Genomic DNA, 26587 nt, shown 5'->3' on the forward strand with positions numbered 1-26587 from the left:
ATATCGCCGCGCAATCAGAAGAACAGACCCGCTCGATCAACGGTCGCCAGTGGATTGGCCTTCCGCACCGCCTCCAGGAAAAGCAGGAAGTCGCGGTTGAACAGCGACAGATTGTTGGTGAACGTCACGCACTTTCTACCCGATGCTCTGCTGAAGCATACCTGCCAGACATAGCGCGAATAGATGACGTCGGACGTTCGTGTGACTGAGGTGATCTGCGAAAGCGGAACCGCCGTAGGCACCGGCCCACGCCGCAGGTAGAAGGACTCCGCATCAAAGAAGTAATGCTCGCGATCCTCTTTGCCATCCACCATCACCAAGGTCATGGATGTTCCGGAGATCCGGCGAGGAGGATCCAAACGCAGCCCCGATTTCACGGACGAGCGAGCAGTTGCCGACATTCGCCGAAGGGTAAACCAGAGGATCACCAACGGAAGCGCCGCAAGGACAATGAAACCTACGGTCTTCAAAGCAGTTTCCAGCGTGCTGGGCACACAGATCTCCAGGATGAACGTTCAGGCACTTGCAAGGCCCGACTAGATCCACGCCACGCGTGGATGCTCTGGCTTCAACGCCCCATCACTTCCAATGATCCGGCCCCAGGAACGGCAGGCTCAACACAAACACCGGCACCGCCACAGGGATCAACGCCGCGCCCAGCACCTTGCCCGCCGCCGAACCCACACCCGGCTTGTCCTCCATCTCCGGCAGGATCCGCTGCGCCCGCGCATTGATCGGCTGTGCCAGCTTCCCCTTCTCCGCCAGCGCCGCAGCATCCGGCAACTTCACCCGCTCGCCGTCGCCCTCGAACAGCGCGCTGTAATAGCTGCCGCCCTTCTTGGAAAGATTGCAGGCCCGGTCAAACGCCAGCGCGTAACGGGTCCGGTCCATCGGCAGGTAGTAGCGCGCCCGCTCCTCCACGGCCTTGGCCTCACGCGAGGGGACCTCAATCCGCTCCAGCTTGAACTGCGCGGCCTGCTCCGGCGTCACCTGCTCCGGCCGCAGCAGCAGCGCATAGCTGCCATGCACCTTGGCCTTGTTGGCCGGGTCGCGCCAATCCTCATGGAAGTACATCTGCGCGCAGGCCACCGCCTCGCGCAGCGGGCTGTCCATCAGCGCCCGGTACTCGCGGAACGGCGCGGCATTGAAGCGCATCGGCTCGTCATAGCGCGGCAGCAGGTACAGCTGGCCGTCGTCGGCGACGAACGCACTGGTGATCTCGCGGCTTGAGGCGTGCTCCTCCGGGCCACTGGCACAGCCGGACAGCAGGCCAAGGCACAAGGCGGAGAGAATGAAAAAAGACGTTCGCATGTCGTGTTCTAGAGCTTCCGTGGAAAACCGGCCTCGCCCAAAGGGACGAGGCCAGCCCGCCATGGTGCCACGGCACCGCATGCGATGCAGAACCTGCCTACTTCAACCGCTCCACCAACCGCTGCCCCACCTCCAGCGCCGACGCCGGGTTCTGCCCGGTAATCAGCTCGCGGTCCACCACCACATGCCCGGTCCACGGCGTCGCGTTGCTGCTGAACGTCGCCCCCGCCCGCTGCAACGCCGTCTGCGGGTAGAACTTCATCTCGCCGCCGCCCAACAGCGGCTTGGCCTGCTCTTCCTCCTGGTTGCTGATCACCGTCATCTGGTAGCCGCTGTAGATCCACTTCGGCGTGGCCGGCATCGCACCCGCTTCCAGCTTCGCTACAAAACCCGCAGCATCCGGCAGCGTGGACAGCAGCGCGATCGGCCCGTGGCAGACCAGCGCGGTGGTCTTGTTGCGCTGGTGGAAGTCGGCCAGCAAGCGACCCAGCGCCGGGCTCTTCAGCAGGTCCTGCATCGGCGCGTGGCCACCGGGAATGTAGACCGCATCGAACCGCGCGTAGCCCTGCTGCTCGATGCGCGCCAGGCTGACCACCGGCGAGGCCGTCGGCGAGGTCAGCGCCAGTTTCTCCAGCAGGTCCTTGTGCAGTTTCAGCTGCGCGGCATCGTTGCCGAAGTAGGCCGGCGTCACCGAGGACGCATCCACCGTCGGCGCCCGCCCCTGCGGCGTGGCGAAGGTCACCTCGTGGCCCGCGTCCAGCAGCAGCTTGACCGGCTGCATCAGCTCGTTGAGATAGAAGCCGGTGGACAGCACCTTGCCGTCCTTCAGGTCCAGGTGGTTTTCGTCGGACAGCACCACCAGCACGTTGGCGGCCTGCGTGCCGCTGGCGGCCAGGGTCAGGGCCAGCGCTGCGGCCAGCCGGGTCATCAGGTTCATGGGGTAGCTCCTATCGGGGAATGGCCGCCACTTTATTCATCGCCCCAGCGGCGATAAATTGGCCCCATCGCAAAACATCTGTTCCCCGGAGAGCCAAATGAGCCGCAAGTTCGACTACCTGGGCGATGTGGAAGTGTTCCTGGCGGTGGTCGAGCACGGCTCGTTCACCGCCGGCGCGGTGGCGCTGTCCACCACGCCCTCGGTACTGAGCCGCGCGGTCACCCGCCTGGAAGCGCGGCTGGGCCGTCAGCTGCTGCAGCGGACCACCCGCCGCGTGGGCCTGACCGACGCCGGGCGGCTCTATCTGGAACAGGTGCGCACCGCCTTCGGCCTGCTGGACGACGCCGAGCGCGACGCACTGGCCCAGGACGGTGCGCTGGCCGGCCGCGTGCGCCTGAGCGTGCCCACCACCTACGGCCACTACCGGCTGCCGCCCGTGCTGGCGCGCTTTGCGCAGCAGCACCCGCAGGTGCAGGTGGAACTGAACTTCACCAACCGCAACGTGGACCTGGTGGCCGAAGGCTTCGACCTGGCCATCCGCCTGGGCCAGCTGCCGGACAGCGGGCTGGTGGGGCGGAAGCTGGAGGATGCGGCATTGCTGTTGGTGGCTTCGCCCGATTACCTGCAGCGCCGTGGCACGCCGCAGACGCTGGACGACCTGCAGCAGCACCTGTGCCTGCCCTTCGTGATGCCGCGTACCGGGCGGCTGGCGCCGTGGATCTTCCGCGACGGCGGGCGCGACGTGGACTGGCTGCCGCGTTCGTCCATCGAGACTTCCGACGATGTGCTGGGCGTGGTGTCGCTGGCCGAACAGGGCATCGGCATCTGCCAGAGCTATGAATTCATCGTGCGCGAGCGATTGCGGCGCGGGCAGCTGGTGGAAGTGCTGCCGCAGCTGCGTGGGCGGTCGCGGCCGTTCTCGGTGATCTATGCGCCGCATCGGCGGCAGTCTGCGGCGGCACGGGCGATGATTGAGTTGCTGGTGGGGAATGCGGCTGAGAAGGGCGTTGGTTGAAGCTGCGAGCTTGTTAACGGTGTCGGGTTTGAACCGATTTTCGAGGTTTGCGGCTGATCGCGTGCCGCTGCTTGGCGAGGCGGACTAAGAACTGTTGCAAAGAAGGCTGTCGCGCTATTCGCTTGTGGCATGGGCGATTGCGCCACTTTGATTCGCCATCAGCAGAGCAGCTGCGCGAATACGTCTGCTGGCGTCGCGTGCTGCACGAATGGTGCGTGCCACAATAGTTCTTCGCTCTCGGATTCCGCGATTCCTTCGCGAATTTCTATTGGCATTCGAAGCGACTGCGTAACCAACATGACGTGCCACCGACAACGGGTGGCTCCGGGTCTGCAAACCCGCGACGATTGTTGTGCCTGTTGTTTACGCTTGCCCGTCGGCACCGTCCTTAACCGGTGCCGGCGGGCAATCCGTCGGCCTGTATGGCGGGCGGTGCGTGGGGGTCTTCGGACCCACCGGTCATGGCACTACTTCGTCCCGGTTTGCAGCCACGCATCGCCCGCCACCTCCTCGCGGTGGCGCTGTTAAGCACAGCCAAGGAAGCCGACGCCATGAACGATTCCGACACCTTCTCCTCGTACACCGTTGTTGAGCCCATCAACGACGACACTCCCCTGCCCGACCTGAACTCCCTGCTCGGCATCCTCAAGCACATGCGCGGCTGCGAAGGTGCAGATGGGCATCCTTGGCCGGAAACCGATGTGTCACCCGGCCGCCGCGTGAGCCTGGCTAGGACCGAACGCGCAATGGTGGGGGCGCTGACGGTTCTGGAACTGCTGCACGCGGCAGACCGCTGCCGGGTGGCTGCGGACCCGGAGCGGCATCTGGATGAGGGGGTTGTGGATGGGCTGTTTCTGGCTTGTAGGGGGCTGGTTGAGTGGGCTTGCCGAGAGGTTAGGCCGGAGTGACCTATGTGGGCCCCTTCTGGGCGTAGTAAGTGCCACTCGTCGCATCAGCGCCCGCTTTCGCCCAAGAGCAAACGTTCAACACCTGAACTAGGCCGTACCGCGAAGCGGGTTCGCCTTGATTTAATTATTGGCGACCGGCCAAATCATAGATGACCAATGGCGTAGCGATCCACTCGCCGAACGACGTATTGGCGGAGAACACTCGGAGTAGCGCTCTGCACGGCAACGAAAGACGATCAATGACCAGATGAGAGAGCCCCTTGAAAGACGCAACCCCGGGGACGAAATACTCATCTGTCGGGGAAAGGGCAAACTTTGCGTCTCCGCTCCTTAATGAAAAGAAAGCTTCCTCGCCGACATACTCATTAGTTTTACTTGGCTTGTTTGGGCCAGGCTTGCCGATCAGCGCAATTGTACTGGATGAGCGAGTAACTTTGACTTTGCTAATTCCCAAGGCACCAACCACCCACACGTATCTGGATGGGCTGTCCATTTCCTGTTCATGGGTAAGATCAGGATACCTTGCTAGTCGTTTGGCCAGTTGATCGAGCATCTCCAGCGTCGACAGTGAGTAAGATTTGCTTTCACTGGAACTTCCGCCGCCAGAGAACAATGTAACAGAAACGCCAGCCTGCATTGCTTGCGTTCGAGTGATCAGAGTCCTTGGTGAGATATCGAATTCCGCCTCATAGAGGCGTGCAATAAAGTCGATATCTAGGTAAATGAGTCTCTCAGCAAGCGATTTATCTTTCATAGCCACTAAGCACCTAATTGACGGACATGTCGATCTGGTTATGCGGTTGGCAAACAAGCAGCGTCCGGCGGACGCTCCCCTTGATATAGATCGATTCTAGGCTGGATGGAGTCCGGCTAACAAGCCAGCAAATAACTGGACCCAGCTGGGGGGCTCAGTGACCACCGAAGGCTCGCTTCGATAGGAACTCGATAACCGCTTTGGTTCGCACGATGCCCCGCGACCGGGAGCGACCATACTTCCGAATGCTGGCTCGCTTGAAACCGAGGCCGTTCAACGTTCCGTCTACACAAAAATCCATTCATGCCCGACCTTGAATGCCCGCGCATATTGCATTTACTTACTCATAGCCTGGTAGTGCTCGCCATACCCACACTCTTCAAAAATTAACCTCAGACCTTCCTTGAAAACATCGTGATCAAACTCTTTTATGTCGAAAATATTCTGACCCAAGGAGTGCGACTCTCGGTTCATGTACCTGTAGAAAGTCGCGAACTTATCACTTGACAGGACTGGCTTTTGGAATACGTTATTGAAATCCTTCTTCTGAACAAAGTTAAAGAAGTATTCGACAATATTTCGCATGCAATTAGCAATCAGCGCAGGCGGCGATGCCTGATCCTTTATGATTGACCAGTATGACTGATAGTCATTCTGTATCTCCTCATACTTCATCGGAACTACAGCACTTCCGTTTTTATTCTTGAAAACCCTGAATAGTTGCTGCGTCTCCGCGCGCTTCTCTTTATTAGAATGTGTCAGCTCATAGAAGAAATAAAGGCTATGAGTGAGAACAAACACCTGGGCAAAACTCTTATCGTTAATTAAATACTTCTTGATCAACTGCCCAATATTGAAAACGTAGAGGTGAGAAAGGCTGGAGATGGGATCATCAATCACAACTACTTTCGGCTGGGGAACCGCAGCAGCAGCCCTCTGCCCTTTGCAAAGTTCTATGAAGTATAGAAAACTAATGACGGTTTTCTCGCCTTCGCTCAGCGAGTGAAATGCATTCGCCTGATCAGCAGCCCTGGAAACCCGATATAAATTTTCGCCGTATGGCACCACAGAGAATCCATCGATACCAATCTCTACCAGCCCAGCGTTGATGTTTTCAATTGACTCTTCGATGTTGACCGTTTGCTTTCTAAGAGCAGCAATCTTGTCGTTAGACGCTGCCACGTTAGCGTCGATCTTGGCGGCTTCTTGACTTATTTTGCTAGCCTCATCTTTGAGATCTGAAGCGGACTGCGAATATGCAGAAATCGTCTGATCATAATCCCAGCGCATCAGCGCCCAAAAACGCGACCTTATATCCTCCCGAGTTCTCTTCTTGTTCGCCAGCTTTTCATTATGTTCCTCAACCAGCACGTTCAGGCCGCCGATCAAATCATTTATAACGTCGACGGCGGGCTGGGTATCGGCGAGGGCAACTGGTGTGCTAGGGCTTTTGATCTTGCTGTCAATGTGCAGAATATTTTCGCGGATTGACGCTTTTAGAGCCTCACTGGCAATACTCCAGGTTTCCACAAGCTTTTTGTTGGCAAGCGGAGATTTTGAAATCTCTTGGAGACTCAAGCCTGAGGTCAACGCCTCATAGCGGATCTTGATCGACTCCAACTTTTTAACATCTCTCTCATAGTCTTCATCGAAGACTTGACGGATGGAATCGATGATATTTTTAGTAATCGTTTCCTTCTGACAGAAAGGGCAGGCCTGAGGATCCTTATCATATGAAATGTACTGGAGCCCTTGCTTCACCCAGTCAGAATTGCGAGCTTTAGTGATGAACTCTGCAACTGAACCTTCTTGACTGCCGACAATGATTTTCGACCAGAGGGAATCCCCTTCAATGGTCAGCCAGTCGGCCGAGAGGGTTGGAATTTTCGTGAATGGAACTGCACCCTCGCCCTCAATGGACGACGCCTCGGCCTTCAGGTCATCTATGGTGTAACTAGGCGCCTTTTCCGGCAGAGGCAATCCAATAATATGCTGGAAAAGAAGCTCTGTTTTCTTTAGGCCTTCTAGGCAAAACTCCAGTACGCGATCCCCGCCCGCGAAACTAGTCTTAATATTCCAAACCTTTCCGCTTGCCTTGATCTTTTCTTGATCGAGTTTTGTCGCATTTCCAGTGGCCCGCTTTGAATTCTCTTGCTGAACGGACAGATGCTTCTCCAGCTCTTTCGTCTCGGCTTCAATTTGCTGGAGCGCGATCTTGTTCTCTTTGGATAGCGTAAAAATTCCTTTTAAATTCTCTTCTTCGTAAAAGTAGTCTTTGAGGAAGCCTTGGTTGTACACCAAAATTTCACATGGTTGACTAGTTTTCAGACTGCATTTAGCAAACCGAGGTTCGGCTTGCTTATACAAAAATTCAGAGATAGTGCTCTTACCCGCACCATTTAGCCCGTATATTAGAGAAGTCTTGTTGGTGAGCGAGAGAGTAGACTTGGATTTGTAACTGGTGACGCCATCTATGTTCAGTTCCGTGATCACAACCTGGCTCCTGGATGCTAAGTGGCTTTGCGTCATTTCTGTTGGCGAGAAGGAGCATGGCGCGCCATGAACCGCCTGCTACGCCGGCCTTTCCCGGCCCCTGCCAACGATGACCAAATCGCCGAAAATGTTCCCGATCCCTGCATGTCGCCCCCATCCATCTTTACTCTGAAGACTGCTTTTGTATGATCTGTTCCTGTCGCGACCGACAGCTATGGGTCGGCTACGGCCATATTGCGTATTGCGATCAGAAGCAGACTTTCGACACCTACACCAAGCCGCGCCGCGACATCGACTTGAATTAACTGTTAGAGGTCACCATAGCACCACCCCCCTGGCGCCAGAGGAAAGATTGCGAGCAAAATCCCAGAAGCGTTCAAAGCTGCGCTCGAATCCCCAATTGATTCCATCCGCCCCATGGAAGCCACTTCCTATAAATTTTTCGAAGCTAATAGCTTCAACGTTTACAGGCTCAGAGTGAAAGACTACTTTCGTAGGGCTAACGTAAACGTTGTGGCACCCGTTCTTTCGCAAAGTGCCATCGGATTTAGTTGGAAGTCCAACTAAAGAAAGCGATGCCACATCCACCAACCTGGTCTGTGAAAGCAAGTCGGGATTCTTCTTGAGTTCTGAAGTGTTCCCAACCAATGGAAATGCGTAAAAGACAGACCGCGAGCAAGATTTGACCTGATTTCGTAACGCTTCAAGCTGATCGTGAGGCACGAGAAAAACTCGCTCATTCGACCTAAGAAGGCGGTTTGATGCCTTGAACTGAAAGATCAGCAACCGGCCGCCTAGCTTCGTGCATGCATCGAATCCAGCCTTTGCTTCCTGCTTTTGGGTGAGCCCAAACCAAAGGATCTTTTTTTTTGCACCGAGCAGTCTTGACGCCTGAGCGCAAATGTTTAGCTCTAACGTCTTTTCTGAGAGTTTCATCTGAGATCAACTTCCTTGTGAGTTCCAAATGCCCAGCGAGAGGACTTTTTAGCCTGGGCATACGACCTAACGACAAAGCACAGCATTGCGGCCCTTCCGCCGGTACAACTCAATCTTAGTGCGGCTTCGTCTGGCTAACAAGCCAGCGCATAACCGGACCCTACGGCTGCCTCGACGGCCGCACCAATGAACGTTATGGCTTGCATGACGCCCTACGGCCAGAAGCGGACACTAATCAACACCTGAATTGATCCGCGTCGCGAAGCGGCGACGGTTTGAATGAATCGTTAGGGCGCACTTAGGGCGCACTTGTGGCCGCGCATTGAAGTCGCTCCATCTTCCTCAGTTTATGGACCAAGAGCCGTGCTCCACTCTCGTCCACGAAATCCTCATAAATGACCGTACTGTCTCGAAAATGCAATTCCAAGCGATTCAAGACGGCTCTTAGTGTAGCGAGCATCTCCTCTATCAATTTCCTGCTAATTCCGCTCAGAGGATCGGAACTTTGATTTCTGAGATAATCGTGATCCTGATGAGCGATGCGCTTGTTTCGATGCTCGCGAGCGAACTCCGCTGCAACGACAGCTTTGTCACAGAGATTCTGCACCTCGCCCCGCAGCCCTGTATCGGAGATTAGCGGAGGCAAAGACTGGATCGTAAGATTCCTCTTCTTGCCCGTGGTTGGCGGGTCCGTCATCCGAGACACACCCAGTAGAACACTGTCCCAAAGCTCATCTTGAACGATTTTGAAGAACAGGCCAGAGGTCCGATTAAGCAGGTGAACCGTGTCAGGGTCACCACCGAAAAGCTGACGGTACTGTTGCCAAAGAACGTGAAGTTCCACGAGCTTTCGACACAGCTCATAGAAGCTGGCCCCAAGCTCTTGTCCCATCGATGAGATGTACTCACTACGGACTTCATCCATGGACCGAGTGACCATTGGTGTGCCCCCAACTAGCTAACAGTCGGACCCGTGGTCCGGTTATACGAAGTATCCACAAAGCAACGTACGGCGGGCTTAACTCTAATACAGCTCGATACTAGGGCGGCTGCGTCCGGCTAACAAGCCAGCTTTAAGTCGGACCTAGCGCTAGCGGACACCACAAACAACAAGGGCGCCTCTCGGCGCCCTCGTTCTTTCAACTCATTCCCACTCAATAGTAGCCGGCGGCTTCCCCGAGATGTCATAGACAACCCGCGACACCCCCCGCAGCTCATTGATGATCCGGTTGCTCACCGTCCCCAAGAACTCATACGGCAGATGCGCCCAATGCGCCGTCATGAAGTCAATCGTCTCCACCGCACGCAGCGCAATCACCCACTCATAAGCCCGCGCGTCACCCACCACGCCCACCGACTTCACCGGCAGGAACACGGCAAACGCCTGGCTGGTCTTGTCGTACAGGTCCGCCTTGCGCAGCTCATCAATGAAGATGGCATCGGCCTTGGCCAGCAGCTCGGCGTACTCGCGCTTCACTTCACCCAGAATGCGCACGCCCAGGCCCGGGCCCGGGAACGGATGGCGGTAGACCATGGTGCGCGGCAGGCCCAGCTCAACGCCCAGGCGGCGCACTTCGTCCTTGAACAGCTCGCGCAGCGGCTCCACCAGGCCCAGCTTCATGTGCTCCGGCAGGCCACCCACGTTGTGGTGGCTCTTGATCACATGCGCCTTGCCGGTCTTGCTGCCGGCCGACTCGATCACGTCCGGGTAGATGGTGCCCTGCGCCAGCCACTTGGCGTTCTTCAGCTTGCTCGACTCTTCATCGAAGATCTCAACGAACAGGTTGCCGATGATCTTGCGCTTGGCTTCCGGGTCGCTCACGCCTTCCAGCGCGGCGAAGTAACGGTCGGCGGCATTCACGCGCACCACCTTTACGCCCATATGCTCGGCGAACATCGCCATCACCTGGTCGCCTTCCTGCCAGCGCAGCAGGCCGGTATCCACGAACACACAGGTCAGCTTCTCGCCGATGGCCTTGTGCAGCAGCGCGGCCACCACGGACGAATCGACGCCGCCGGACAGGCCCAGGATCACTTCGTCATCGCCCACCTGTTCGCGCACGCGGGCGATCTGGTCGTCGATGATGTTGGCGGCGGTCCACAGGGTCTGGCAGCCGCACACGTCCACCACGAAGCGGCGCAGCAGCGTCTGGCCCTGCAGGGTGTGGGTCACTTCCGGGTGGAACTGCACGCCGTACCAGCGCTTTTCTTCGTTGGCCATGGCGGCCACCGGAATGCGGTCGGTGGTGGCGGTGATGGTGAAGCCCGGCGGTGCAACGGAGACATGGTCGCCGTGGCTCATCCAGACATTCAGCTTCGGCTCGCCGCCGTGGTCGCTCAGGCCCTTGAACAGCGCATCCGGGTTGATCACGTTCACTTCGGCGTGGCCGAACTCGCGCTGGTCAGCGGCTTCGGTGGCACCACCCAGCTGCGCGGCCAGGGTCTGCATGCCGTAGCAGATGCCGAAGATCGGTAGGCCGCTGTCGAACACTTCCTGCGGCGCGGCCGGGGCGCCCGGCAGCGTGGTCGATTCCGGGCCACCGGACAGGATGATGCCCTTGGCGCCAAACGCGGCGATCTCGGCCGGGTTGTGGTCCCACGCCCAGATTTCGCAGTAGACGCCCAGCTCGCGGATGCGGCGGGCGATCAGCTGCGTGTACTGCGCGCCGAAATCGAGGATGAGGATCTTGTCGTTATGGATGTTGGTCATGGTGCCGTTCCAGTGGTGTTTTTCGCAGCGCCCGGCGCTTCAAGGCTCTGCGTCAGCGTGGCGATGAACGCCTCGCGTTGTTGAATATGTGAGGGGTCTTCCTCGTCCCAGCGCAGCATCAGCAGGCCGTGCGGTGCGTTGGGGTTGGCGCGGTCGGCGCGCGGCAGCTCGGCGATTTCCTGCACTTCGGTGCCGGGCACGATGCGCCGTTGCAGCGCGGCCATCGAGAAGCCCGACTCCGCAGCGCCCCAGGACGCCCATTGCACGCTCATCCGTGCGGGCTCCAGCGCGCCCAGTACCGGCGTCAGCACCGGATCATCCGGCCCGTGCAGCAGCTCGGTTATGCACTGCAGCGTGACCTGCAGCGGACGCTCGCCGGTGCCTTTCAGCAGCCAGCGCTGTTCGCCAGCGGCCTGCACCTGCCAGCCCTCCGGCAGCGAAAACGCGTTCTGGCACGCCTGCACGTCCTGCAATTGCGAAACCGCCGCGCCCGGAAACCCGGAGCGCGGCGGCGGTTCGGACAACGAACAGCCTGCCATCAGCAGGCTGCCCGTAATCGCAAGAGCAGTTCGCAAGCGCATCAGGCGCGGTAGTTCGGCGGCTCTTTGGTGATGGTCACGTCGTGGACGTGGCTCTCACGCTGGCCGGCGCCGCTGATCTTCACGAACTTGGGCTTGCTGCGCATGTCTTCGATGGTGGCGCAGCCCACGTAGCCCATGGTGGCGCGCAGGCCGCCCATCAGCTGGTGGATGATGCCGCCCACCGGGCCGCGGTACGGCACGCGGCCTTCAATGCCTTCCGGCACCAGCTTGTCGGCGGTGGCGGCGTCCTGGAAGTAGCGGTCCTTGGACCCCTTCTCCATCGCGGCCAGCGAGCCCATGCCGCGGTAGCTCTTGTACGAACGGCCCTGGAACAGCTCGGTTTCGCCCGGCGATTCCTCGGTACCGGCCAGCAGGCCACCAATCATGATGGTGGAGGCACCGGCGGCCAGCGCCTTGCCGATGTCGCCGGAGTAGCGGATGCCACCGTCGGCGATCAGCGGGATGCGGTCCTGCAGCGCTTCGGCCACCAGGTCGATCGCGGTGATCTGCGGCACGCCCACGCCAGCCACCACGCGGGTGGTGCAGATCGAGCCCGGGCCGATGCCCACCTTCACTGCGTCCGCGCCGCTGTCCAGCAGCGCCAGCGCCGCTTCACCGGTGCAGATGTTGCCGCCGATGACCTGCACGTTCGGGAAGTTCTTCTTGACCCAGCTGACGCGGTCCAGCACGCCCTGCGAATGGCCGTGCGCGGTATCGACCACGATCACGTCCACGCCGGCGGCGACCAGCGCTTCAACGCGGCGATCGGTATCGCCGCCCACGCCGACGGCGGCGCCGACCAGCAGGCGGGTGGCGATGTCCTTGGCAGCGTTCGGGAAGTCGGTGTTCTTCTGGATGTCCTTGACGGTGATCAGGCCACGCAGGGCGAAATCATCGTTGACCACCAGCACCTTTTCGATGCGGTTGCGGTGCAGCAGCTGCAGCACTTCATCAGACGCGGCGCCTTCCTTGACCGTGATCAGGCGATCCTTCTTGGTCATGATGTGGCGGACCGGATCGTCCAGCTCGGTCTCGAAGCGCATGTCGCGATGGGTCACGATACCGGCCAGCAGGCCGTCGCTGCCCACCACCGGCACGCCGGAGATGTTGTGCGCCTGGGTCAGGGCCAGCACGTCGCGGATGGTGGTTTCCGGGCCGACGGTGATCGGGTCGCGGATGACACCGGCCTCGAACTTCTTGACCTTGGCCACTTCCGCGGCCTGCTGTTCCAGGCTGAGATTCTTGTGGATGATGCCCATGCCGCCGAGCTGGGCCATGGCGATGGCCAGGCGGGCTTCGGTGACGGTATCCATCGCGGCGGACAGGATCGGAAGCTTCAGCTTCAGGTCTCGGGTCAACCGCGTTTCGAGGTTGACGTCCTTGGGCAGGATGGTCGAGTGGGCGGGGACGAGCGAGACGTCGTCGTAAGTGAGTGCTTCAGCCTGGATGCGCAGCATCGGCATACCCGAGATGTGGGGAAGCGCGACATTTTACCCTGTTTTCGCGCCGCGTGGCAGGGGGTAGATGCGACGCAGTGTCGCGCGGGCGGTGATTGGTTCAGGGGGGTTTGGGTGGGTGCCAACCTTGGTTGGCACAACCCGTCCGGCACCGGTACCCCAGATGGGCCGATGGCCCCGATGGATGTGTGCCAACCAAGGTTGGCACCTACCAGGAGCGGGTCGCCGGGAATCGCGGGGCATCAATGCAACCCCGGTAGCGCCGGGCCATGCCCGGCGAGCGCAGCGGCGCCGCAAACATCCGCCGGGCATGGCCCGGCGCTACCCTCAGGAGGCTTCCGCCGCTTCCAGGGTGTTCTGCATCAACGTGGCCACGGTCATCGGGCCCACACCACCCGGCACCGGGGTGATCCAGCTCGCCCGCTGGGCCGCCGCCTCAAACCCGACGTCGCCCACCAACCGGCCGTCATCCAAGCGGTTGATGCCCACGTCGATCACCACCGCGCCCGGCTTCACCCATTCGCCCGGCACGATGCCCGGGCGGCCGACCGCCACCACCAGGATGTCGGCGTTGCGCACGGCCTGTTCCAGCACGTCCTTGGGGGTGAACTTGTGGCAGCTGGTCACGGTGCAGCCGGCAATCAGCAGCTCCAGGCCCATCGGCCGGCCAACGTGGTTGCTCACGCCCACGATGGTGGCGTTGCGGCCACGCACCGGCTGGTCGGTGTGGCCCAGCAGCGTGGTGATGCCGCGCGGGGTGCACGGGCGCAGGCCGAACTCGCGCAGGGCCAGGTGGCCGACGTTTTCCGGGTGGAAGCCGTCCACGTCCTTGCGCGGGTCGATGCGCTGGATCAACCGGCGCGCGTCGGGGATGCCCGGCAGCGGCAGCTGGATCAGGATGCCGTTGATCTTCGGATCGGCGTTGAGCTGGTCGATCAGGTCGAGCAGCTCGGCCTCGGTGGTACCGGCCGGCAGATCGTAGTCATGCGCCTCGATGCCGACCTTTTCGGCGGCACGGCGCTTGTTGCGCACGTATACGGTCGAGGCCGGGTCGCCGCCCACCAGCACCACGGCCAGGCCCGGACGGCTGCCGCCGGCGGCCACGCGGGCGTCGACGCGCACCTTCAGGCTGTCGAGCAGGTCCTCGGCGATACGGCGGCCATCAAGGATGCGGGCAGGATGCTGGGGGGCGGAATCGGTCATCGGAGGCAGGCGTGGGGCGGCGGGGACGCTATTGTCCCCGATTCAGGCCCCCTCGCCCACCGCCAATCCGGGCGGCCGCTGCGCTCGCCGGGCATGGCCCGGCGCTACCCCACCCGTGCGCACCACGGTAGCGCCGGGCCACGCCCGGCGAGCGCGGTGCGCGGCACCTCATTCTTCCTCTTCCGGCACATCCTGCGGATTGAGCGTCTTGCTCTCCCGCTTCGGCGCGGTGAACGGCGTTGGCGTCGGTACGCCCTGCGGGCTGTTGCCGTAGATCATCCGCGCGCCGGCATTCAGACCACCACCGGCAATTTCCAGCTCGAAGCGCTCGGCATCGCGGCGACGGATCTGCTCGGCAATCTCCACCGCATCGTCTTCATCCGCACCCAGTTCCACCAGCGCGGCCTGGCCGAACAGCACCGCCGATTCAAACGTCTCGCGGATCTGGAAATCGACACCGGCATGGATCAGCCGCAGCGAATGCTCGCGGTCGAACGAGCGCACCATCAGCTTGGCCTGCGGGAACTCGTGCGCCACCAGTTCAACAATGCGGTCGGCGGCCTCGGCCTTGTCCACGCACACCGCAATCGCACGTGCGGTGGCCGCGCCCGAAGCATGCAGCACATCCAACCGCGTGCCGTCGCCGTAATAGATCTTGAAGCCGAACCGCGCGGCGCTCTGGATCATCTCCACATCGTTGTCGATGATGGTCACGTCCACGTCGCGCGCCAGCAGCGACTGGCTGGCAACCTGGCCGAAGCGGCCGAAGCCGATCAGCAGCACGCTGCCGGACAGGCCCTCGGCCTCGTCCACGCCGTCCATGTTTACCGTCGGCTTCGGCGCGATGCGCTTGTAGAGCAGCACCACCAGCGGCGTCAGCGCCATCGACAGCACCACCACGGCAGTGAAGTTGGCATTGATCTCCAGGTTGATCACGCCGGCCGATGCCGCGGCGGAGAACAGCACGAAAGCGAACTCGCCGCCCTGCGCCATCAGCACGCCACGGTCCAGCGCCTGCGCGTGGTCGCTGCCCATGATGCGTGCGACCACGTAGATGCACAGCGCCTTGGCTGCCATCAGCGCCAGCACCAGGCCGAGGATCAGCTTCCAGTTGCCCGCCACCACGCCCAGGTCCAGCGCCATGCCCACGCTGAGGAAGAACAGGCCGAGCAGGATGCCGCGGAACGGTTCGATGTCCGCTTCGATCTGGTGGCGGAAGGTCGATTCGCTCAGCAGCACGCCGGCCAGGAACGCGCCCATCGCCATCGACAGGCCGGACAGCTGCATCAGCAGCGCCGCGCCCAGCACCACCAGCAGCGCGGCGGCGGTCATCACCTCGCGCGCCTTCGATTCGGCCAGCACGCGGAACAACGGGTTGAGCAGGAAGCGGCCGACCAGCACCAGGCCGACGATGGCACCCACGCCGATCGCCACCGACAGCCAGCGCGAACCCTCGCCATCGGCACTACCCGCACTGGGGCCCATCCAGGCCACCAGCGCCAGCAACGGCACGATCAGCAGGTCTTCGAACAGCAGGATGGAGACGATCTTCTGCCCCGACGGCAGCGCGATGTCACCGCGCTCGGCCAGCAGCTGCATCACCACCGCGGTGGAGGTGAGCACGAAGCCGGTGGCGCCGATGAAGGCCACCTGCCACGGCAGGCCGAACAGCTTGGCGATGCTGGTCAGCACCACCGCACAGGTGACGATCTGCAGCGTACCCAGCCCGAAGATCTCCTTGCGCAGGCTCCACAGGTGCGAGGGCCGCATTTCCAGGCCGATCACGAACAGGAACATGACCACGCCGAGTTCGGCGGTATGCAGGATCGCCTGCGGGTCGGAGAACCAGCCCAGCCCGAACGGTCCGATCGCCAGGCCAGCGGCGAAGTAGCCCAGCACCGAGCCCAGGCCGGCCCGGCGGAACAGGGGCACCATCACCACCGCCGCGCCCAACAGGGCGACGACCTTGACCAGCTCGCTGGTCGCTGCTTCTACCGCCATGCGGTGTTTTCCCCAAGATCCAGAATCGGGTTCAACAATAGAGCAATGCCGATGACGGCAATAGCACGCATGTTGCGCCGGATTGTCTTGGAGGTGGAACGATGCCGGGAGCGACCCCCGGCATCATCCCGAAACCATGCACATGCTTGGGTGGGCGCCATGACTGTAGAGCCGAGCCCACGCTCGGCTGCTCTTCGTGCCGAGGCCAGAAGCAGCCGAGCATGGGCTCGGCTCTACAGTAGATCCACGCCATGCGTGGATGACGCACATCCGCCGCGCCCCGGTAGATCCACGCATGGCGTGGATGGATCCCCGGCCGGGTTCACCCACCCCGGCAGAACGCGGCGTAATCGATATACCCCGGGAACGGCACGCCCGGCGCACACACCGGGCAATGCGGGTCCGGCCGGATGCCGGTCTCGCGGAAGCGCATGCCCAGCGCATCGAAGCGCAGCAGCCGCCCCACCAGCGGTTCGCCGATGCAGAGCAGCAGCTTCAGCACCTCGGTGGCCTGCAGCACGCCGGCCAGGCCGGGCAGCACACCCAGCACCCCGGCCTCGGAACAGTTCGGCGCGAACTCCGGCGGCGGCGGTTCCGGGAACAGACAGCGATAGCACGGTGCCACGCCACGCTGGCGACCGGCATCAAACACGCTGACCTGGCCGTCGAAGCGCTCGATGGCGGCATACACCAGCGGCTTGGCGTGCTTGATGCAGGCGTCGTTGAGCAGGTAGCGCAGCGGGAAGTTGTCCGAGCCGTCCAGCACCACGTCCACGCCGTCCAGCAGCGCATCCACGTTCTCGGAGGTGACCCGCTCGGGCACGGCCTCGACCTCGATCGACGGGTTCAGCGCCAGCAGCCGCTCGCGCGCCGAATCGACCTTGAGCTGGCCGACGCTGGCTTCGGTATGCACGATCTGCCGATGCAGGTTGCTGCGCTCGACGCGGTCGTGGTCGGCGAAGCGCAGGTGCCCCACCCCGGCCGCTGCCAGATAGAAGCCGGCTGGCGCACCCAAGCCGCCCGCGCCCAGCACCAGCACGCGTGATTGCTGCAGCCGGCGCTGGCCGGCCTCGCCCACCTGCGGCAGCAGCAGATGCCGCGAATAGCGATCATAGAAATCGCGGTCGGCAGCACTGGCCAGCGGCTGCACCAGCGGCAGCGACTGCTCGCGCCAGGCCACGGTACCACCCGTCACGGAAGCGACCTGGGTGTAGCCGGCATCCAGCAGGAACTGCGCGGCATCGGCCGAGCGCTTGCCGCTCTGGCAGATCAGCAGGATTTCCTGGTCGTGCCGCGGCAGATGCGCGGCCGGGTTGGCCTGCAGCTCGCCCTTGGCCACGCCGCGCGCGCCCTCGGCCATCCCGCCGGCCCGTTCGTGCGCTTCGCGCACATCGATCAGCACCGCGCCGTGGGCCAGGCGCTCGCGTGCCTGCGCGGGGGAAAGCTCTTGGATGCTCATGGCCGCATTATCACGCAGGCCGCTCTGCCTTGCCTTGACCAATGCCCGGCGCTACCCGGGCTACCCGCGCCCGCCGTGCTGTTCCTGAAGAAGACCGATCAGCGCTTTCAGCCCGGGCGGCACATGCCGATGGCCCGGGTAGTACAGCGAAAGGCCGGGAAACTCGGGACACCAGTCCTCAAGCAACCGCAGCAGGCGGCCATCGGCCAACGGTTCCAGTGCCAGATGCTCGGGAACGAAGGCGATGCCGATCCCTTCAATGGCCGCGTCGACCATCAACGGCTGGTCCGTCAACGTGATCGGCCCGGAGACGTTCACCCGCTCGGTAGTGCCCTGGTGCTCGAACTCCCACCGGTAGATCGCCCCACTTTCAAAGCGGAAACGGATGCAGTCGTGCTGATGCAGATCCAGCGGCCGCAGTGGACGGCCACGCGCCTGCAGATACGCCGGCGAGGCCACCGCCGCGAAGCGCATCGGGGCGGTCACCGCTATCGCGACCATGTCCTGGGGCACGGCTTCCGTCAGGCGGATACCCGCATCGAACCCCTCCGAAACGATATCGCCCAACCGGCCGTCACTGACGATGTCCAGGTGGACCTGCGGGTACTGGCGCAGGAACCGCGCAAGCACCGGCTTCAGCACGAGCCGTATGGCGCCCTCACTGGCGTTGATGCGGACCGTGCCACGCGGCGTGCCGGCTTCAGTGTCCACGGACTGCAGGGCCTCCTCGATCGAGGCCATGGCCGGCCGCAGTTTTTCCGCCAGGCGCTCCCCGGCATCGGTCAGCGAGACGCTGCGCGTGGTGCGATTGAACAGGCGCGCACCCAGCCGCTGCTCGAGCGCCTTGATCGCATGGCTGATCGCCGACGGCGTGATGTTCAGCTCTGCCGCCGCGCTGCGGAAGCTCCGATGCGCCGCCACCGCCAGGAACGCGGTGAAGGCGGTCAGATCCCCTCCGCTCGTTTGTTGAATTCGGCTCACCATATCGTGAAATATTGAAGCGATTGTCTTGATAGTCAACCGATTCTACGCTCCGAGTAGTCCGCGGGCACCCGCCCTCGGCGCTCACCCACCGGGACAGGATCAAGACGATGAAGACGATGAAAGCGGTTGTGATGACCGGGCCGAATGCGCCGTGGCAGGTCCAGGACGTGCCGATGCCCGTGATCGAACCGGGCCAGGTGCTGGTCAAGGTCCACGCATCGGGCATGTGCTACACGGACGTGTGGGCAACCCAGGGCTATGGCGGCGACATCTACCCGCAGACACCGGGGCATGAAGTAGTCGGAGAAGTGGTGGAGGTGGGCGCCGGCGTGCACTCGCGCCGGGTGGGCGATCGCGTGGGCACCACGTGGGTCCAGTCGTCCTGTGGGCGTTGCCCCTACTGCCGCGAGAACCGCCCCTTGTCCGGACAGACGGCAATGAACTGCGATGCACCCCGCACCACCGGCTTCGCCGCGCAGGGCGGCCATGCCCAGTACATCGCGATCTCCGCCGAAGGCACGGTGCTGCTGCCTGACGGACTCTCCTACGTGGATGCGGCGCCGATGATGTGTGCCGGCTACACGACCTGGAGCGGGCTGCGCGATGCGGCGCCCCAGCCACGGGAGAAGATCGCGGTACTGGGCATCGGCGGACTGGGCCATGTCGCCCTGCAGCTGTCCAAGGCCTGCGGCTTCGAGACCATCGCCATCACCCATTCCGCAGACAAGCATGCGCTCGCCCAGCAGCTGGGCGCCGACAAGGTCGTGGCCAATGGCAAGGAGCTGAAGGCCATCGGCGGCGCCGACGTGCTGCTGGTGACCACCAATGAATTCAGCTCGGCCGAAGAAGCGATGACCGGCCTGCGTGTCGACGGGCGCGTTGTGCTGTGCGGCCTGGACTTCAGTCAGCCGTTCTCGATCTCGTCCGAAGGCGTGCCGTTCCACATGATGCGCCAGCGCGTGATCGGCGCCACCCATGGTGGCCAGCACTACCTCAGCGAAGTGCTGCAGCTTGCCGCCGCCGGCAAGGTGAAGCCGATGGTCGAGACCTTTGATCTGGATCAGGCGACCGAGGCGTACGACCGCCTGTCGTCAGGACGGATGAGGTTCCGTGGCGTGCTGTTGCCGTGGGGCCACGCCTGAGCAAGGCGGCCGCCCCTGCATCACAACGAAAAAGGCGGCCCTCAGGCCGCCTTTTTCTGCATCACTTGCCCTTGACGTGCTTCATCAAGCGCCGCTTGGCCTTGACCTGCCGCTCGGTGAGGACGTTCTTCTTGCCCTCGTACGGGTTGGTACCCTCGCGGAAGATGAAGCTCACCGGCGTGCCGATCAGCTTGAAACGCTTGCGGAAGAAGTTCTCCAGGTAGCGCTTGTAGGATTCCTGCAGCTCCTTCAGGCGGGTGCCGTGCACGATGAAGGTCGGCGGATTGGAGCCGGCCGGGTGCACGTAGCGCAGCTTGGAGACGTGGCCGCGGATGGTCGGCGGCGGGTTGGTCTCGTAAGCCACTTCCAGCGCCTTGTTCACTTCGCTGGTGGTGAAGGTCTTGTTCGCCGATTCGTGCGCGCGGTGCACCGCACGGAACAGCTCACGCAGGCCCGAGCCGTGCTTGGCCGAGATGCGCACCGACTCGGCCCACGGCACGAAGCCCAGCTTCAGCGACAGCATGGTTTCCGCCTGCTCGCGCTGGTACTCGGTCAGGCCGTCCCACTTGTTGATGGCGATCACCAGCGCGCGGCCGGCATCGAGCACGGCGCCGAGCACGGTGGCATCCTGGTCGGTCACACCTTCGGTGGCGTCCAGCATCAGCACGGCCACCTGGCACTGCTCGATCGACTGCATGGTCTTGACCACCGAGAACTTCTCGACGACCTCGTCCACGCGCGAACGACGGCGCAGGCCGGCGGTATCGATCAGGCGGTATTCGCGGCCGTCACGCTCCAGGTCCACCGCGATCGAGTCACGGGTGGTGCCCGGCACGTCGGAGGCGATCATGCGCTCCTCGCCAAGAATGCGGTTGACCAGCGTCGACTTGCCCACGTTCGGGCGGCCGACGAAGGCGATGCGGATGCGGTTCGGATCGTTGTCCAGCTCTTCGCCGCTGCCTTCTTCCGGCAGGCGCTGGACCACTTCGTCCAGCAAGTCGTCCAGGCCCTGGCGGTGCGCAGCCGACACGGTCAGCATCTCGCCGAAACCGTAACGGGCGAACTCCGAACGCACGGTGTCCTCGTCGGTGCCGTCGATCTTGTTGATCAGAAGCAGCGTCGGGCGCGACAGCTTGCGCAGCCAGGCCAGGATCTCGTCGTCCATCGCCGACGTACCCTCACGGGCATCAACCACGAACAGGATCAGGTCCGCTTCCGCCGCAGCGGCGCGGGCCTGGCGGGTGGTAGCCCCGGCCAGACCTTCTTCCTCTTCCGCGATACCGCCGGTATCCACGACGAGGAAATGGTTGTCCTCGTCGAGGCGGCAGACGCCGTAGTTGCGGTCGCGGGTGACGCCGGGCTGGTCATGGACCAGCGCGTCACGGGTGCGCGTAAGCGCATTGAAAATAGTCGACTTGCCGACATTCGGCCGTCCAACCAGGGCGACCAAAGGCAGCATCGCGATTACTCCAATTTTTAATTTGCCAACCGGAAGGCGGTCAGCTTGCCATCAACGTTCTGCACCAGCAGCACCCCGTCTGCGACGACCGGCTGGGCCAGCAGGGCGTCGCCGCCACTTTTCGCCCGTGCCGCCATCGCACCATCGGAGGTCTGCAACCAGTGCACGTATCCCTTGTAGTCGCCGACCACGACGTAGTCGCCGTGTAGTGCCGGACCGGTCAGCGAGCGACGGGCCAGTGCGGTCTGCGACCACATCGCTGCGCCGCTGGCCTTGTCCAGGCCGAACACGCCGCCCTTGTTGTCGGTGACGAACACATTGCCAGACGAGACCGCCACACCACCGGCACCGCCATGGTCGCGCGCCCACAGCGGGCGACCGGTCGGGCCTTCGATGGCCATCGTCTGGTTCTTGAAGCTGCTCACGAACAGGGTGTTGCCATCCAGCACCGGCGCGCCGTCGACATCGGCCATGCGCTCCAGCTCGGTACGGCCTTCACCGTTGCCCACGTTCTGTTCCCACAGGGTGCGGCCATCCTGCTGGGCCAGGGCGGCAACCGCGCCCTCGTCCTTGCCGATGAACAGCACGCCCGGGCCGGTCACCACCGGCGCGTTGCCACGCACGGTCAGTGCCGGCAGCTCGCTCGGGTTGAACCACTTCTGGGTGCCGTTGCCGGCATCGAACGCGGTGATGCGGCCGTCATTGCTGCGCACGTAGACTGCGCCCTGAGCGATGGCCGGCGCGGCGATGACTTCACCCGGAACACGGGCGCGCCACTTCTCGCTGCCGTCGTTGATGTCCAGGGCGATGACCTGGCCATCCAGCGTGCCGATCACGACCAGGTTCTCACCGACACCCGGGCCACCGGACAGGCGCAGCTTGGCCTTCTTCTTTTCCTTCTTCGGCTCCCAGGTCCAGACCTTCTTGCCGGTCTGCAGGTCGATGGCGTGCACGCCACCGGTGATCGCCGCAGCGAACACGTGGCCGTTGGCCACCGCCGGGCCCTGGCGCACGCCGATGCGGCGCTCGCCCTTGCCGAGGTTGACCGACCAGGCCTTGTTGACCTTCAGGGTCGGCTCGAACTTGACCAGCTCAGCCGGTTCCTGTGCCTTCTTCGCGGCCGCGTCCTTGCCGGCGAACCAGCCTTTCACGGTGCTGCAGCCGCTCAGGGCCATGCCCATCAGGAGCACGGTGGCGACGCGGGTGATCATGACCTTCTGACTCATCAAACCGACTCCGCAGGGGCGGCAACGGTGCCGCCGGCGTCCATAACCTTGGTTTCCAGCAGGCGCCGCTGCGGCGCTGCCACGTCCAGCGACTTCAGCGCTTTCTCGTACTGGCTCCGGGCGTCATCGCGCTTGCCCTGCGCCATCAGCGCGTCGCCATGGATTTCCAGGCTGCTGCTGTCAGTGGCGCTGCCCAGCAGCTTGATCGCCTCGTCACTCTTGCCGGTGGCCACCAGCAGGCGGGCCACACGCTGGTCGACCACGCGCTGCAGGTCACCTTCGACCTTCACGCCGCGCAGGGTGGCCAGGGCTTCTTCGTTCTTGCCGGCGTCGACCTGGGCCTTGGCCAGCTGCAGCGCCGCGAGGTCGCCGTAGATGCTGGACGGGCCGGCTTCGAGCGCCTTGACCGCCTTGGCGGCGTCGTCGAGCTTGTTCTGCTGCAGGCCAACGAGCGCCTTCTGGTACTCGACATTGGCCGAGGCCAGCTTGCCGCCCTGATCCTTCTGGTACCACTGCCAGCCGGCAATGGCACCGATGGCGATGACCACGCCACCGAGGATGCTGGCACCATTCTTCCGCAGCCAGCTGCGGACGCGTTCACTTTGTTCGTGCTCGTCGAGCAGATCGTCGATCGCCATGCGTACTCTCGCCCCGCCCATCGGGAGGGACCGTTGGAATTAATCGAAGGTGGTGAAACCGCGCCTCAGTGCGAAACCGGGACTACGGAGCCTTCAGAGGATACCTGAAAGCGCGCCACGTTGGCTCGCTGGTAGGGGGTCAGATCGACGATAGCGCCGTTCTGCTGAACCTGGACCGCCGAGGCGTTGCCCAGGGTCACCCGGGTCACCTGGCCCGGCGTGAAGCTGCGGCTTTCGCCGGACTTGATCAGCGCCTTCTCGACGGTAGCGCCGTCCGGGCCGCCGATATCGACCCAGCTGTCGCCGCTGAACTGCATGTCCAGCGTGTTGGCGGCAGCCGCTGGCGCCGGGGCTGAACGCGGCACCGGGGCCAGCGAGGCCACGTACGGGGTGGCGGCCGGCTTGCTGGCCGGGGCGCTCGCCACTTCAGCCGGCGCCGAGGGCTCGACACCCGCAGCGGACGGGGTTACCGGCACGGCGGCCGGGATGGCATCCAGCGAGGCGGTATTCGGCGACGGGGTGGCACTGCCATCGAAATGGCCACGGGTGGCGAACCACACCGGCACCGCCAGCACCGCGGTGATGCCGACATACAGCACGCGACGGCCGAGATTCTCGGCAATGCGGCGCGCACGCGGGGTATGGGTATGGCTGACCAGGGTGGGCGGAACCACCGGGCCGACCTGGGCCTGCTCCAGCAGCTCTCCGACGTCCACATCCAGAAGCCGCGCGTAGCTGCGCAGCTGGCCGCGCACGAACACCGGCGCGCCAAGCTTCTGCCATTGTTCTTCTTCCAGCGACCTGACCACCTGGACCGGCATGCGCAGGCGCGAGCCGACATCTTCGAGGGTCAGTCCGGCCGCCTCGCGGGCCTGGCGCAGGCGGCTGCCGCAGCCGGCCGCAGTCTCGAGAGCGCTCACAGTCTGGTCATCAATCACAATGCATCAACCCTGGAGTTAGGAGCCCGCTTCCTGCGGAAATTCCTTTCGAATCCGCTGAATATAGCGATCAGATGCCGCCCGATCACCCAGCCGCGCTTCGATTTGAGACGCAAGTTGTAACACGGAACGCGTTGCGGGTGCAGCCGCAATCCTACGTTCGGCGAAGGCCCGGGCCTCCATGTAGCGGCCCTGGCGGAAGCTGAGCTGGGCCATCGCCTCCAGCGCGACCGGGTTTCCCGGCAGCGTCGACAGCGCCGCGCGCAGGTCGCGCTCGGCACGTTCAAGCTGGCCAGCGTCCAGGGCACAGCCCCCGGCATTGGCCTGGGCCTCGGCCGGTGTGGCGTAGCCCGGCGCCTGCAGCGCACGATCGAACCAGGCCAGCGACTCGGCCGGCCGGCCCTGCTGGCACAGCCACGCGCCGTAATTGTTGAGGACGTCCCCGCGCTGCGGCGCCCGTTCGGCAGCCCTGCGGAAGCTTTCGCCGGCCTGCTGGGTACGGCCACGGCGCTCGTCGATGCCGGCCATCAGCACCAGCGCATCAGGCGATTCGGGTGCCAGCTTCAGCGCCTCGCGCGCCTTGCGTTCGGCCGCATCGAGGTTGCCGACCTGCATGTCGCGGGCGGCCAGTGCCAGCAGGTCCTGCAGGCGCACCTGACGCCGCACGTTGTCCGGATCGCGGACCGAGTAGACCGGCGCTTCGCTGGGGCCTAGCCTGGCCTTGGGTTGGGATTTGCAGCCACCGACCGCAACGGCCAGCACGCCTGCGAGCAGAACCAGCCAGAGGCGGTCAGGCCGCGGCATCGCTCCCCTTCCCCGCCTGCAGCGTCTTGTTGAACTCCGCCTGGCGGCGGGTGCGGTCCATCACCTGGCCCTTGAGCTGGCCGCAGGCGGCGTCGATGTCGTCGCCACGGGTGCGGCGGACCATGGTCAGCACGTTGCTGTCGAGCAGGATCTTCTGGAAGGCGCGGATGTGCGCCTCTTCCGAACGCTCGTAGCGGGTGCCCGGGAACGGATTAAAGGGGATCAGGTTGACCTTGCCCGAGTCCTTGGCCTGCACCGCGTTGTCGAACTGGCGCATCAGGCGGGCCAGCTCGCGGGCATGCTCGGGCTTGTCGTTGATGCCCTTCATCAGGGTGTATTCGAAGGTGACCGATTCGCGGCGCTTGTTGGCGCGCAGGTAGCGTGCGCACGAGGCCATCAGCTCGGCGATCGGGTACTTCTTGTTGAGCGGCACCAGGGTCTCGCGCAGCGCATCGTTCGGCGCATGCAGCGACACCGCCAGCGAAACGTCGCTTTCGGCAGACAGGCGGTCGATCTGCGGGACCAGGCCGGAGGTCGACAGGGTCACGCGCTTGTTGGCCAGGCCGTAGCCCAGGTCGTCGCGCATCACGCTCATGGCGCGCACGACGTTGTCGAAATTCATCAGTGGCTCGCCCATGCCCATCATCACCACGTTGGTGAGGCGGCGCATCTGGTGCGGCACGTTGCCCAGGTGGCGTGCGGCAACCCACACCTGGCCGATGATCTCGGCGGTGGTCAGGTTGCGGTTGAAGCCCTGGGTGGCGGTGGAGCAGAACGTGCAGTTCAGGCCGCAACCGACCTGCGAAGACACGCACAGCGTGCCGCGGGTCTTGTCCGGGATGTACACGGTCTCGATGGCGTTCTTGCCATCCACGCCCATCGCCAGCAGCCACTTGTGGGTGCCGTCGGCGGAGGGCTTGTCGAACACGATGTTGGGAACCAGTACCTCGGCATGGGCCTGCAGCTTGGCACGCAGGACCTTGCCGAGGTCGGTCATTTCATCGAAGTCGGTGACGTAGCGATGGTGGATCCACTTCATCACCTGGTGGGCACGGAACTTCTTTTCGCCGAGAACCTCGACGAAAAACTTCTCCAGGCCCGCGCGATCGAGGTCGAGCAGGTTCTGCTTGCCAGCCGTGGGTGCCGACTTCGGCAGCGGCTGGATGGCGGGGGACTGTACGACCTCGTTCACGGCATTACTCTCAGCGCGAGACGACTTCGGTGGCGGCGAAGAAGTAGGCGATTTCAATCGCGGCATTCTCGACCGAGTCCGAGCCGTGGGCGGCGTTGGCATCGATGGATTCGGCGAAGTCGGCGCGGATGGTGCCCGCAGCGGCTTCCTTCGGGTTGGTGGCGCCCAGCAGGTCGCGGTGGGCCAGGACGGCGTTCTCGCCTTCCAGGGCCTGGATCATCACCGGGCCGGAGATCATGAACTCGACCAGCGCGTTGAAGAACGGACGCTCGCGGTGCACGGCGTAGAAGCCTTCGGCTTCACGGCGCGACAGCTGCTTGTACTTGGCGGCCACGACCTTCAGGCCGGCCTTCTCGAAGCGGGCGTAGATTTCGCCGATGACGTTCTTGGCAACGGCGTCCGGCTTGATGATCGAAAGGGTGCGCTCCAGCGCCATGGG

General features: G+C 63.1%; 24 protein-coding genes. 3 read left to right on the plus strand and 21 right to left on the minus strand.

The features are described from left to right. Positions 1-14 precede the first annotated feature (14 nt). The 3 genes from AC5P8D_RS05840 to AC5P8D_RS05850 all read right to left on the minus strand — a co-directional run bounded on the left by AC5P8D_RS05840 (position 15) and on the right by AC5P8D_RS05850 (position 2248). Complete coding sequence (locus AC5P8D_RS05840; RefSeq protein WP_495203161.1) at positions 15-494, minus strand: hypothetical protein; 480 nt, start codon at positions 492-494, stop codon at positions 15-17. A gap of 85 nt (positions 495-579) precedes the next feature. Continuing rightward, the gene (locus AC5P8D_RS05845) at positions 580-1311 is read right to left on the minus strand and encodes a hypothetical protein (protein ID WP_495203162.1); all 732 of its coding nucleotides are present in this window, start codon (positions 1309-1311) and stop codon (positions 580-582) included. A 97-nt stretch (positions 1312-1408) separates the two neighbouring features. Beyond that, positions 1409-2248 carry a type 1 glutamine amidotransferase domain-containing protein gene (locus tag AC5P8D_RS05850; protein ID WP_495203163.1) on the minus strand — a complete coding sequence of 280 codons (840 nt, stop codon included), beginning with the start codon at positions 2246-2248 and terminating at the stop codon, positions 1409-1411. Between the two features lie 97 nt (positions 2249-2345). On the opposite strand from AC5P8D_RS05850, the gene AC5P8D_RS05855 reads away from it, so the two are divergent. Continuing rightward, positions 2346-3263: a LysR family transcriptional regulator gene (locus tag AC5P8D_RS05855; RefSeq protein ID WP_495203164.1), complete on the plus strand. Its 918-nt coding sequence runs from the start codon at positions 2346-2348 to the stop codon at positions 3261-3263. Between the two features lie 551 nt (positions 3264-3814). After that, entirely contained in the window at positions 3815-4171 is a 357-nt protein-coding gene (locus AC5P8D_RS05860; protein WP_495203165.1) for a hypothetical protein, read from the plus strand. Positions 4172-4295: 124 nt separating this feature from the next. Here the strand turns inward: AC5P8D_RS05860 and AC5P8D_RS05865 are convergent, their stop codons facing one another. From AC5P8D_RS05865 to AC5P8D_RS05915, 11 genes are all read right to left on the minus strand, one after another. After that, positions 4296-4925 carry a hypothetical protein gene (locus tag AC5P8D_RS05865; RefSeq protein ID WP_495203166.1) on the minus strand — a complete coding sequence of 210 codons (630 nt, stop codon included), beginning with the start codon at positions 4923-4925 and terminating at the stop codon, positions 4296-4298. 336 nt (positions 4926-5261) lie between these two features. Continuing rightward, the gene (locus tag AC5P8D_RS05870) at positions 5262-7418 is read right to left on the minus strand and encodes an AAA family ATPase (RefSeq protein WP_495203167.1); all 2157 of its coding nucleotides are present in this window, start codon (positions 7416-7418) and stop codon (positions 5262-5264) included. Positions 7419-7733: 315 nt separating this feature from the next. Continuing rightward, on the minus strand, positions 7734-8354 hold the full coding sequence (locus AC5P8D_RS05875) for a hypothetical protein (RefSeq protein WP_495203168.1): 621 nt from the start codon (positions 8352-8354) through the stop codon (positions 7734-7736). Between the two features lie 298 nt (positions 8355-8652). Next, positions 8653-9294 carry an AbiU2 domain-containing protein gene (locus tag AC5P8D_RS05880; protein ID WP_495203169.1) on the minus strand — a complete coding sequence of 214 codons (642 nt, stop codon included), beginning with the start codon at positions 9292-9294 and terminating at the stop codon, positions 8653-8655. A gap of 204 nt (positions 9295-9498) precedes the next feature. After that, complete coding sequence (gene guaA / locus AC5P8D_RS05885) at positions 9499-11064, minus strand: glutamine-hydrolyzing GMP synthase (protein ID WP_478419501.1); 1566 nt, start codon at positions 11062-11064, stop codon at positions 9499-9501. Beyond that, positions 11061-11537 (minus strand): hypothetical protein, encoded by a 477-nt coding sequence (locus AC5P8D_RS05890; RefSeq protein WP_346476468.1) that lies wholly within the window; start codon positions 11535-11537, stop codon positions 11061-11063. The genes guaA and AC5P8D_RS05890 overlap by 4 nt, the downstream gene beginning before the upstream one ends. 107 nt (positions 11538-11644) lie before the next feature. After that, positions 11645-13102: an IMP dehydrogenase gene (gene guaB, locus AC5P8D_RS05895; protein WP_495203170.1), complete on the minus strand. Its 1458-nt coding sequence runs from the start codon at positions 13100-13102 to the stop codon at positions 11645-11647. A gap of 327 nt (positions 13103-13429) precedes the next feature. After that, positions 13430-14305 (minus strand): bifunctional methylenetetrahydrofolate dehydrogenase/methenyltetrahydrofolate cyclohydrolase FolD, encoded by an 876-nt coding sequence (folD, locus tag AC5P8D_RS05900; protein WP_010484605.1) that lies wholly within the window; start codon positions 14303-14305, stop codon positions 13430-13432. Between the two features lie 168 nt (positions 14306-14473). Next, entirely contained in the window at positions 14474-16306 is a 1833-nt protein-coding gene (locus AC5P8D_RS05905) for a monovalent cation:proton antiporter-2 (CPA2) family protein (RefSeq protein ID WP_495203171.1), read from the minus strand. 322 nt (positions 16307-16628) lie between these two features. Continuing rightward, a complete protein-coding gene (gene moeB / locus AC5P8D_RS05910; RefSeq protein WP_495203172.1) occupies positions 16629-17765 on the minus strand; it encodes a molybdopterin-synthase adenylyltransferase MoeB in 1137 nt (378 codons plus the stop codon). A gap of 60 nt (positions 17766-17825) precedes the next feature. Beyond that, on the minus strand, positions 17826-18737 hold the full coding sequence (locus tag AC5P8D_RS05915; RefSeq protein WP_312660241.1) for a LysR family transcriptional regulator: 912 nt from the start codon (positions 18735-18737) through the stop codon (positions 17826-17828). 119 nt (positions 18738-18856) lie between these two features. Between AC5P8D_RS05915 and AC5P8D_RS05920 the strand changes: the two genes are divergently transcribed. Continuing rightward, positions 18857-19891 carry an alcohol dehydrogenase catalytic domain-containing protein gene (locus AC5P8D_RS05920; RefSeq protein WP_010484597.1) on the plus strand — a complete coding sequence of 345 codons (1035 nt, stop codon included), beginning with the start codon at positions 18857-18859 and terminating at the stop codon, positions 19889-19891. 61 nt (positions 19892-19952) lie between these two features. Here the strand turns inward: AC5P8D_RS05920 and der are convergent, their stop codons facing one another. From der to ndk, 7 genes are all read right to left on the minus strand, one after another. Further along, complete coding sequence (der, locus tag AC5P8D_RS05925) at positions 19953-21350, minus strand: ribosome biogenesis GTPase Der (protein ID WP_010484595.1); 1398 nt, start codon at positions 21348-21350, stop codon at positions 19953-19955. 17 nt (positions 21351-21367) lie between these two features. Beyond that, the gene (gene bamB, locus AC5P8D_RS05930) at positions 21368-22576 is read right to left on the minus strand and encodes an outer membrane protein assembly factor BamB (RefSeq protein ID WP_109813875.1); all 1209 of its coding nucleotides are present in this window, start codon (positions 22574-22576) and stop codon (positions 21368-21370) included. Further along, entirely contained in the window at positions 22576-23214 is a 639-nt protein-coding gene (locus AC5P8D_RS05935; RefSeq protein ID WP_019338409.1) for a YfgM family protein, read from the minus strand. Before AC5P8D_RS05935 ends, bamB begins: the two co-directional genes overlap by 1 nt. Before the next feature lie 65 nt (positions 23215-23279). After that, positions 23280-24152 carry a RodZ domain-containing protein gene (locus AC5P8D_RS05940; protein WP_019338408.1) on the minus strand — a complete coding sequence of 291 codons (873 nt, stop codon included), beginning with the start codon at positions 24150-24152 and terminating at the stop codon, positions 23280-23282. 18 nt (positions 24153-24170) lie between these two features. Next, positions 24171-24956, minus strand: a complete 786-nt coding sequence (gene pilW / locus AC5P8D_RS05945; RefSeq protein WP_049410941.1) for a type IV pilus biogenesis/stability protein PilW — start codon at positions 24954-24956, stop codon at positions 24171-24173. After that, on the minus strand, positions 24943-26148 hold the full coding sequence (rlmN, locus tag AC5P8D_RS05950) for a dual-specificity RNA methyltransferase RlmN (protein ID WP_005409296.1): 1206 nt from the start codon (positions 26146-26148) through the stop codon (positions 24943-24945). The genes pilW and rlmN overlap by 14 nt, the downstream gene beginning before the upstream one ends. A 10-nt stretch (positions 26149-26158) precedes the next feature. Next, positions 26159-26584, minus strand: coding sequence for a nucleoside-diphosphate kinase (gene ndk / locus AC5P8D_RS05955; RefSeq protein ID WP_008265389.1), 426 nt, complete (start codon positions 26582-26584; stop codon positions 26159-26161). Positions 26585-26587: the final 3 nt, after the last annotated feature.

This window comes from Stenotrophomonas sp. YJH_SMC_101-4, assembly GCF_059370395.1.

What these genes read in the sequence shown, in the direction of transcription:
- AC5P8D_RS05845 (WP_495203162.1), bottom strand. Translation starts at nt 1,311, where the DNA reads ATGCGAACGTCTTTTTTCATTCTCTCCGCCTTGTGCCTTGGCCTGCTG.
- AC5P8D_RS05850 (WP_495203163.1), bottom strand. Translation starts at nt 2,248, where the DNA reads ATGAACCTGATGACCCGGCTGGCCGCAGCGCTGGCCCTGACCCTGGCC.
- AC5P8D_RS05855 (WP_495203164.1), top strand. Translation starts at nt 2,346, where the DNA reads ATGAGCCGCAAGTTCGACTACCTGGGCGATGTGGAAGTGTTCCTGGCG.
- AC5P8D_RS05860 (WP_495203165.1), top strand. Translation starts at nt 3,815, where the DNA reads ATGAACGATTCCGACACCTTCTCCTCGTACACCGTTGTTGAGCCCATC.
- AC5P8D_RS05865 (WP_495203166.1), bottom strand. Translation starts at nt 4,925, where the DNA reads ATGAAAGATAAATCGCTTGCTGAGAGACTCATTTACCTAGATATCGAC.
- AC5P8D_RS05875 (WP_495203168.1), bottom strand. Translation starts at nt 8,354, where the DNA reads ATGAAACTCTCAGAAAAGACGTTAGAGCTAAACATTTGCGCTCAGGCG.
- AC5P8D_RS05880 (WP_495203169.1), bottom strand. Translation starts at nt 9,294, where the DNA reads ATGGTCACTCGGTCCATGGATGAAGTCCGTAGTGAGTACATCTCATCG.
- guaA (WP_478419501.1), bottom strand. Translation starts at nt 11,064, where the DNA reads ATGACCAACATCCATAACGACAAGATCCTCATCCTCGATTTCGGCGCG.
- guaB (WP_495203170.1), bottom strand. Translation starts at nt 13,102, where the DNA reads ATGCTGCGCATCCAGGCTGAAGCACTCACTTACGACGACGTCTCGCTC.
- folD (WP_010484605.1), bottom strand. Translation starts at nt 14,305, where the DNA reads ATGACCGATTCCGCCCCCCAGCATCCTGCCCGCATCCTTGATGGCCGC.
- AC5P8D_RS05905 (WP_495203171.1), bottom strand. Translation starts at nt 16,306, where the DNA reads ATGGCGGTAGAAGCAGCGACCAGCGAGCTGGTCAAGGTCGTCGCCCTG.
- moeB (WP_495203172.1), bottom strand. Translation starts at nt 17,765, where the DNA reads ATGAGCATCCAAGAGCTTTCCCCCGCGCAGGCACGCGAGCGCCTGGCC.
- AC5P8D_RS05920 (WP_010484597.1), top strand. Translation starts at nt 18,857, where the DNA reads ATGAAGACGATGAAAGCGGTTGTGATGACCGGGCCGAATGCGCCGTGG.
- der (WP_010484595.1), bottom strand. Translation starts at nt 21,350, where the DNA reads ATGCTGCCTTTGGTCGCCCTGGTTGGACGGCCGAATGTCGGCAAGTCG.
- bamB (WP_109813875.1), bottom strand. Translation starts at nt 22,576, where the DNA reads ATGAGTCAGAAGGTCATGATCACCCGCGTCGCCACCGTGCTCCTGATG.
- AC5P8D_RS05935 (WP_019338409.1), bottom strand. Translation starts at nt 23,214, where the DNA reads ATGGCGATCGACGATCTGCTCGACGAGCACGAACAAAGTGAACGCGTC.
- pilW (WP_049410941.1), bottom strand. Translation starts at nt 24,956, where the DNA reads ATGCCGCGGCCTGACCGCCTCTGGCTGGTTCTGCTCGCAGGCGTGCTG.
- ndk (WP_008265389.1), bottom strand. Translation starts at nt 26,584, where the DNA reads ATGGCGCTGGAGCGCACCCTTTCGATCATCAAGCCGGACGCCGTTGCC.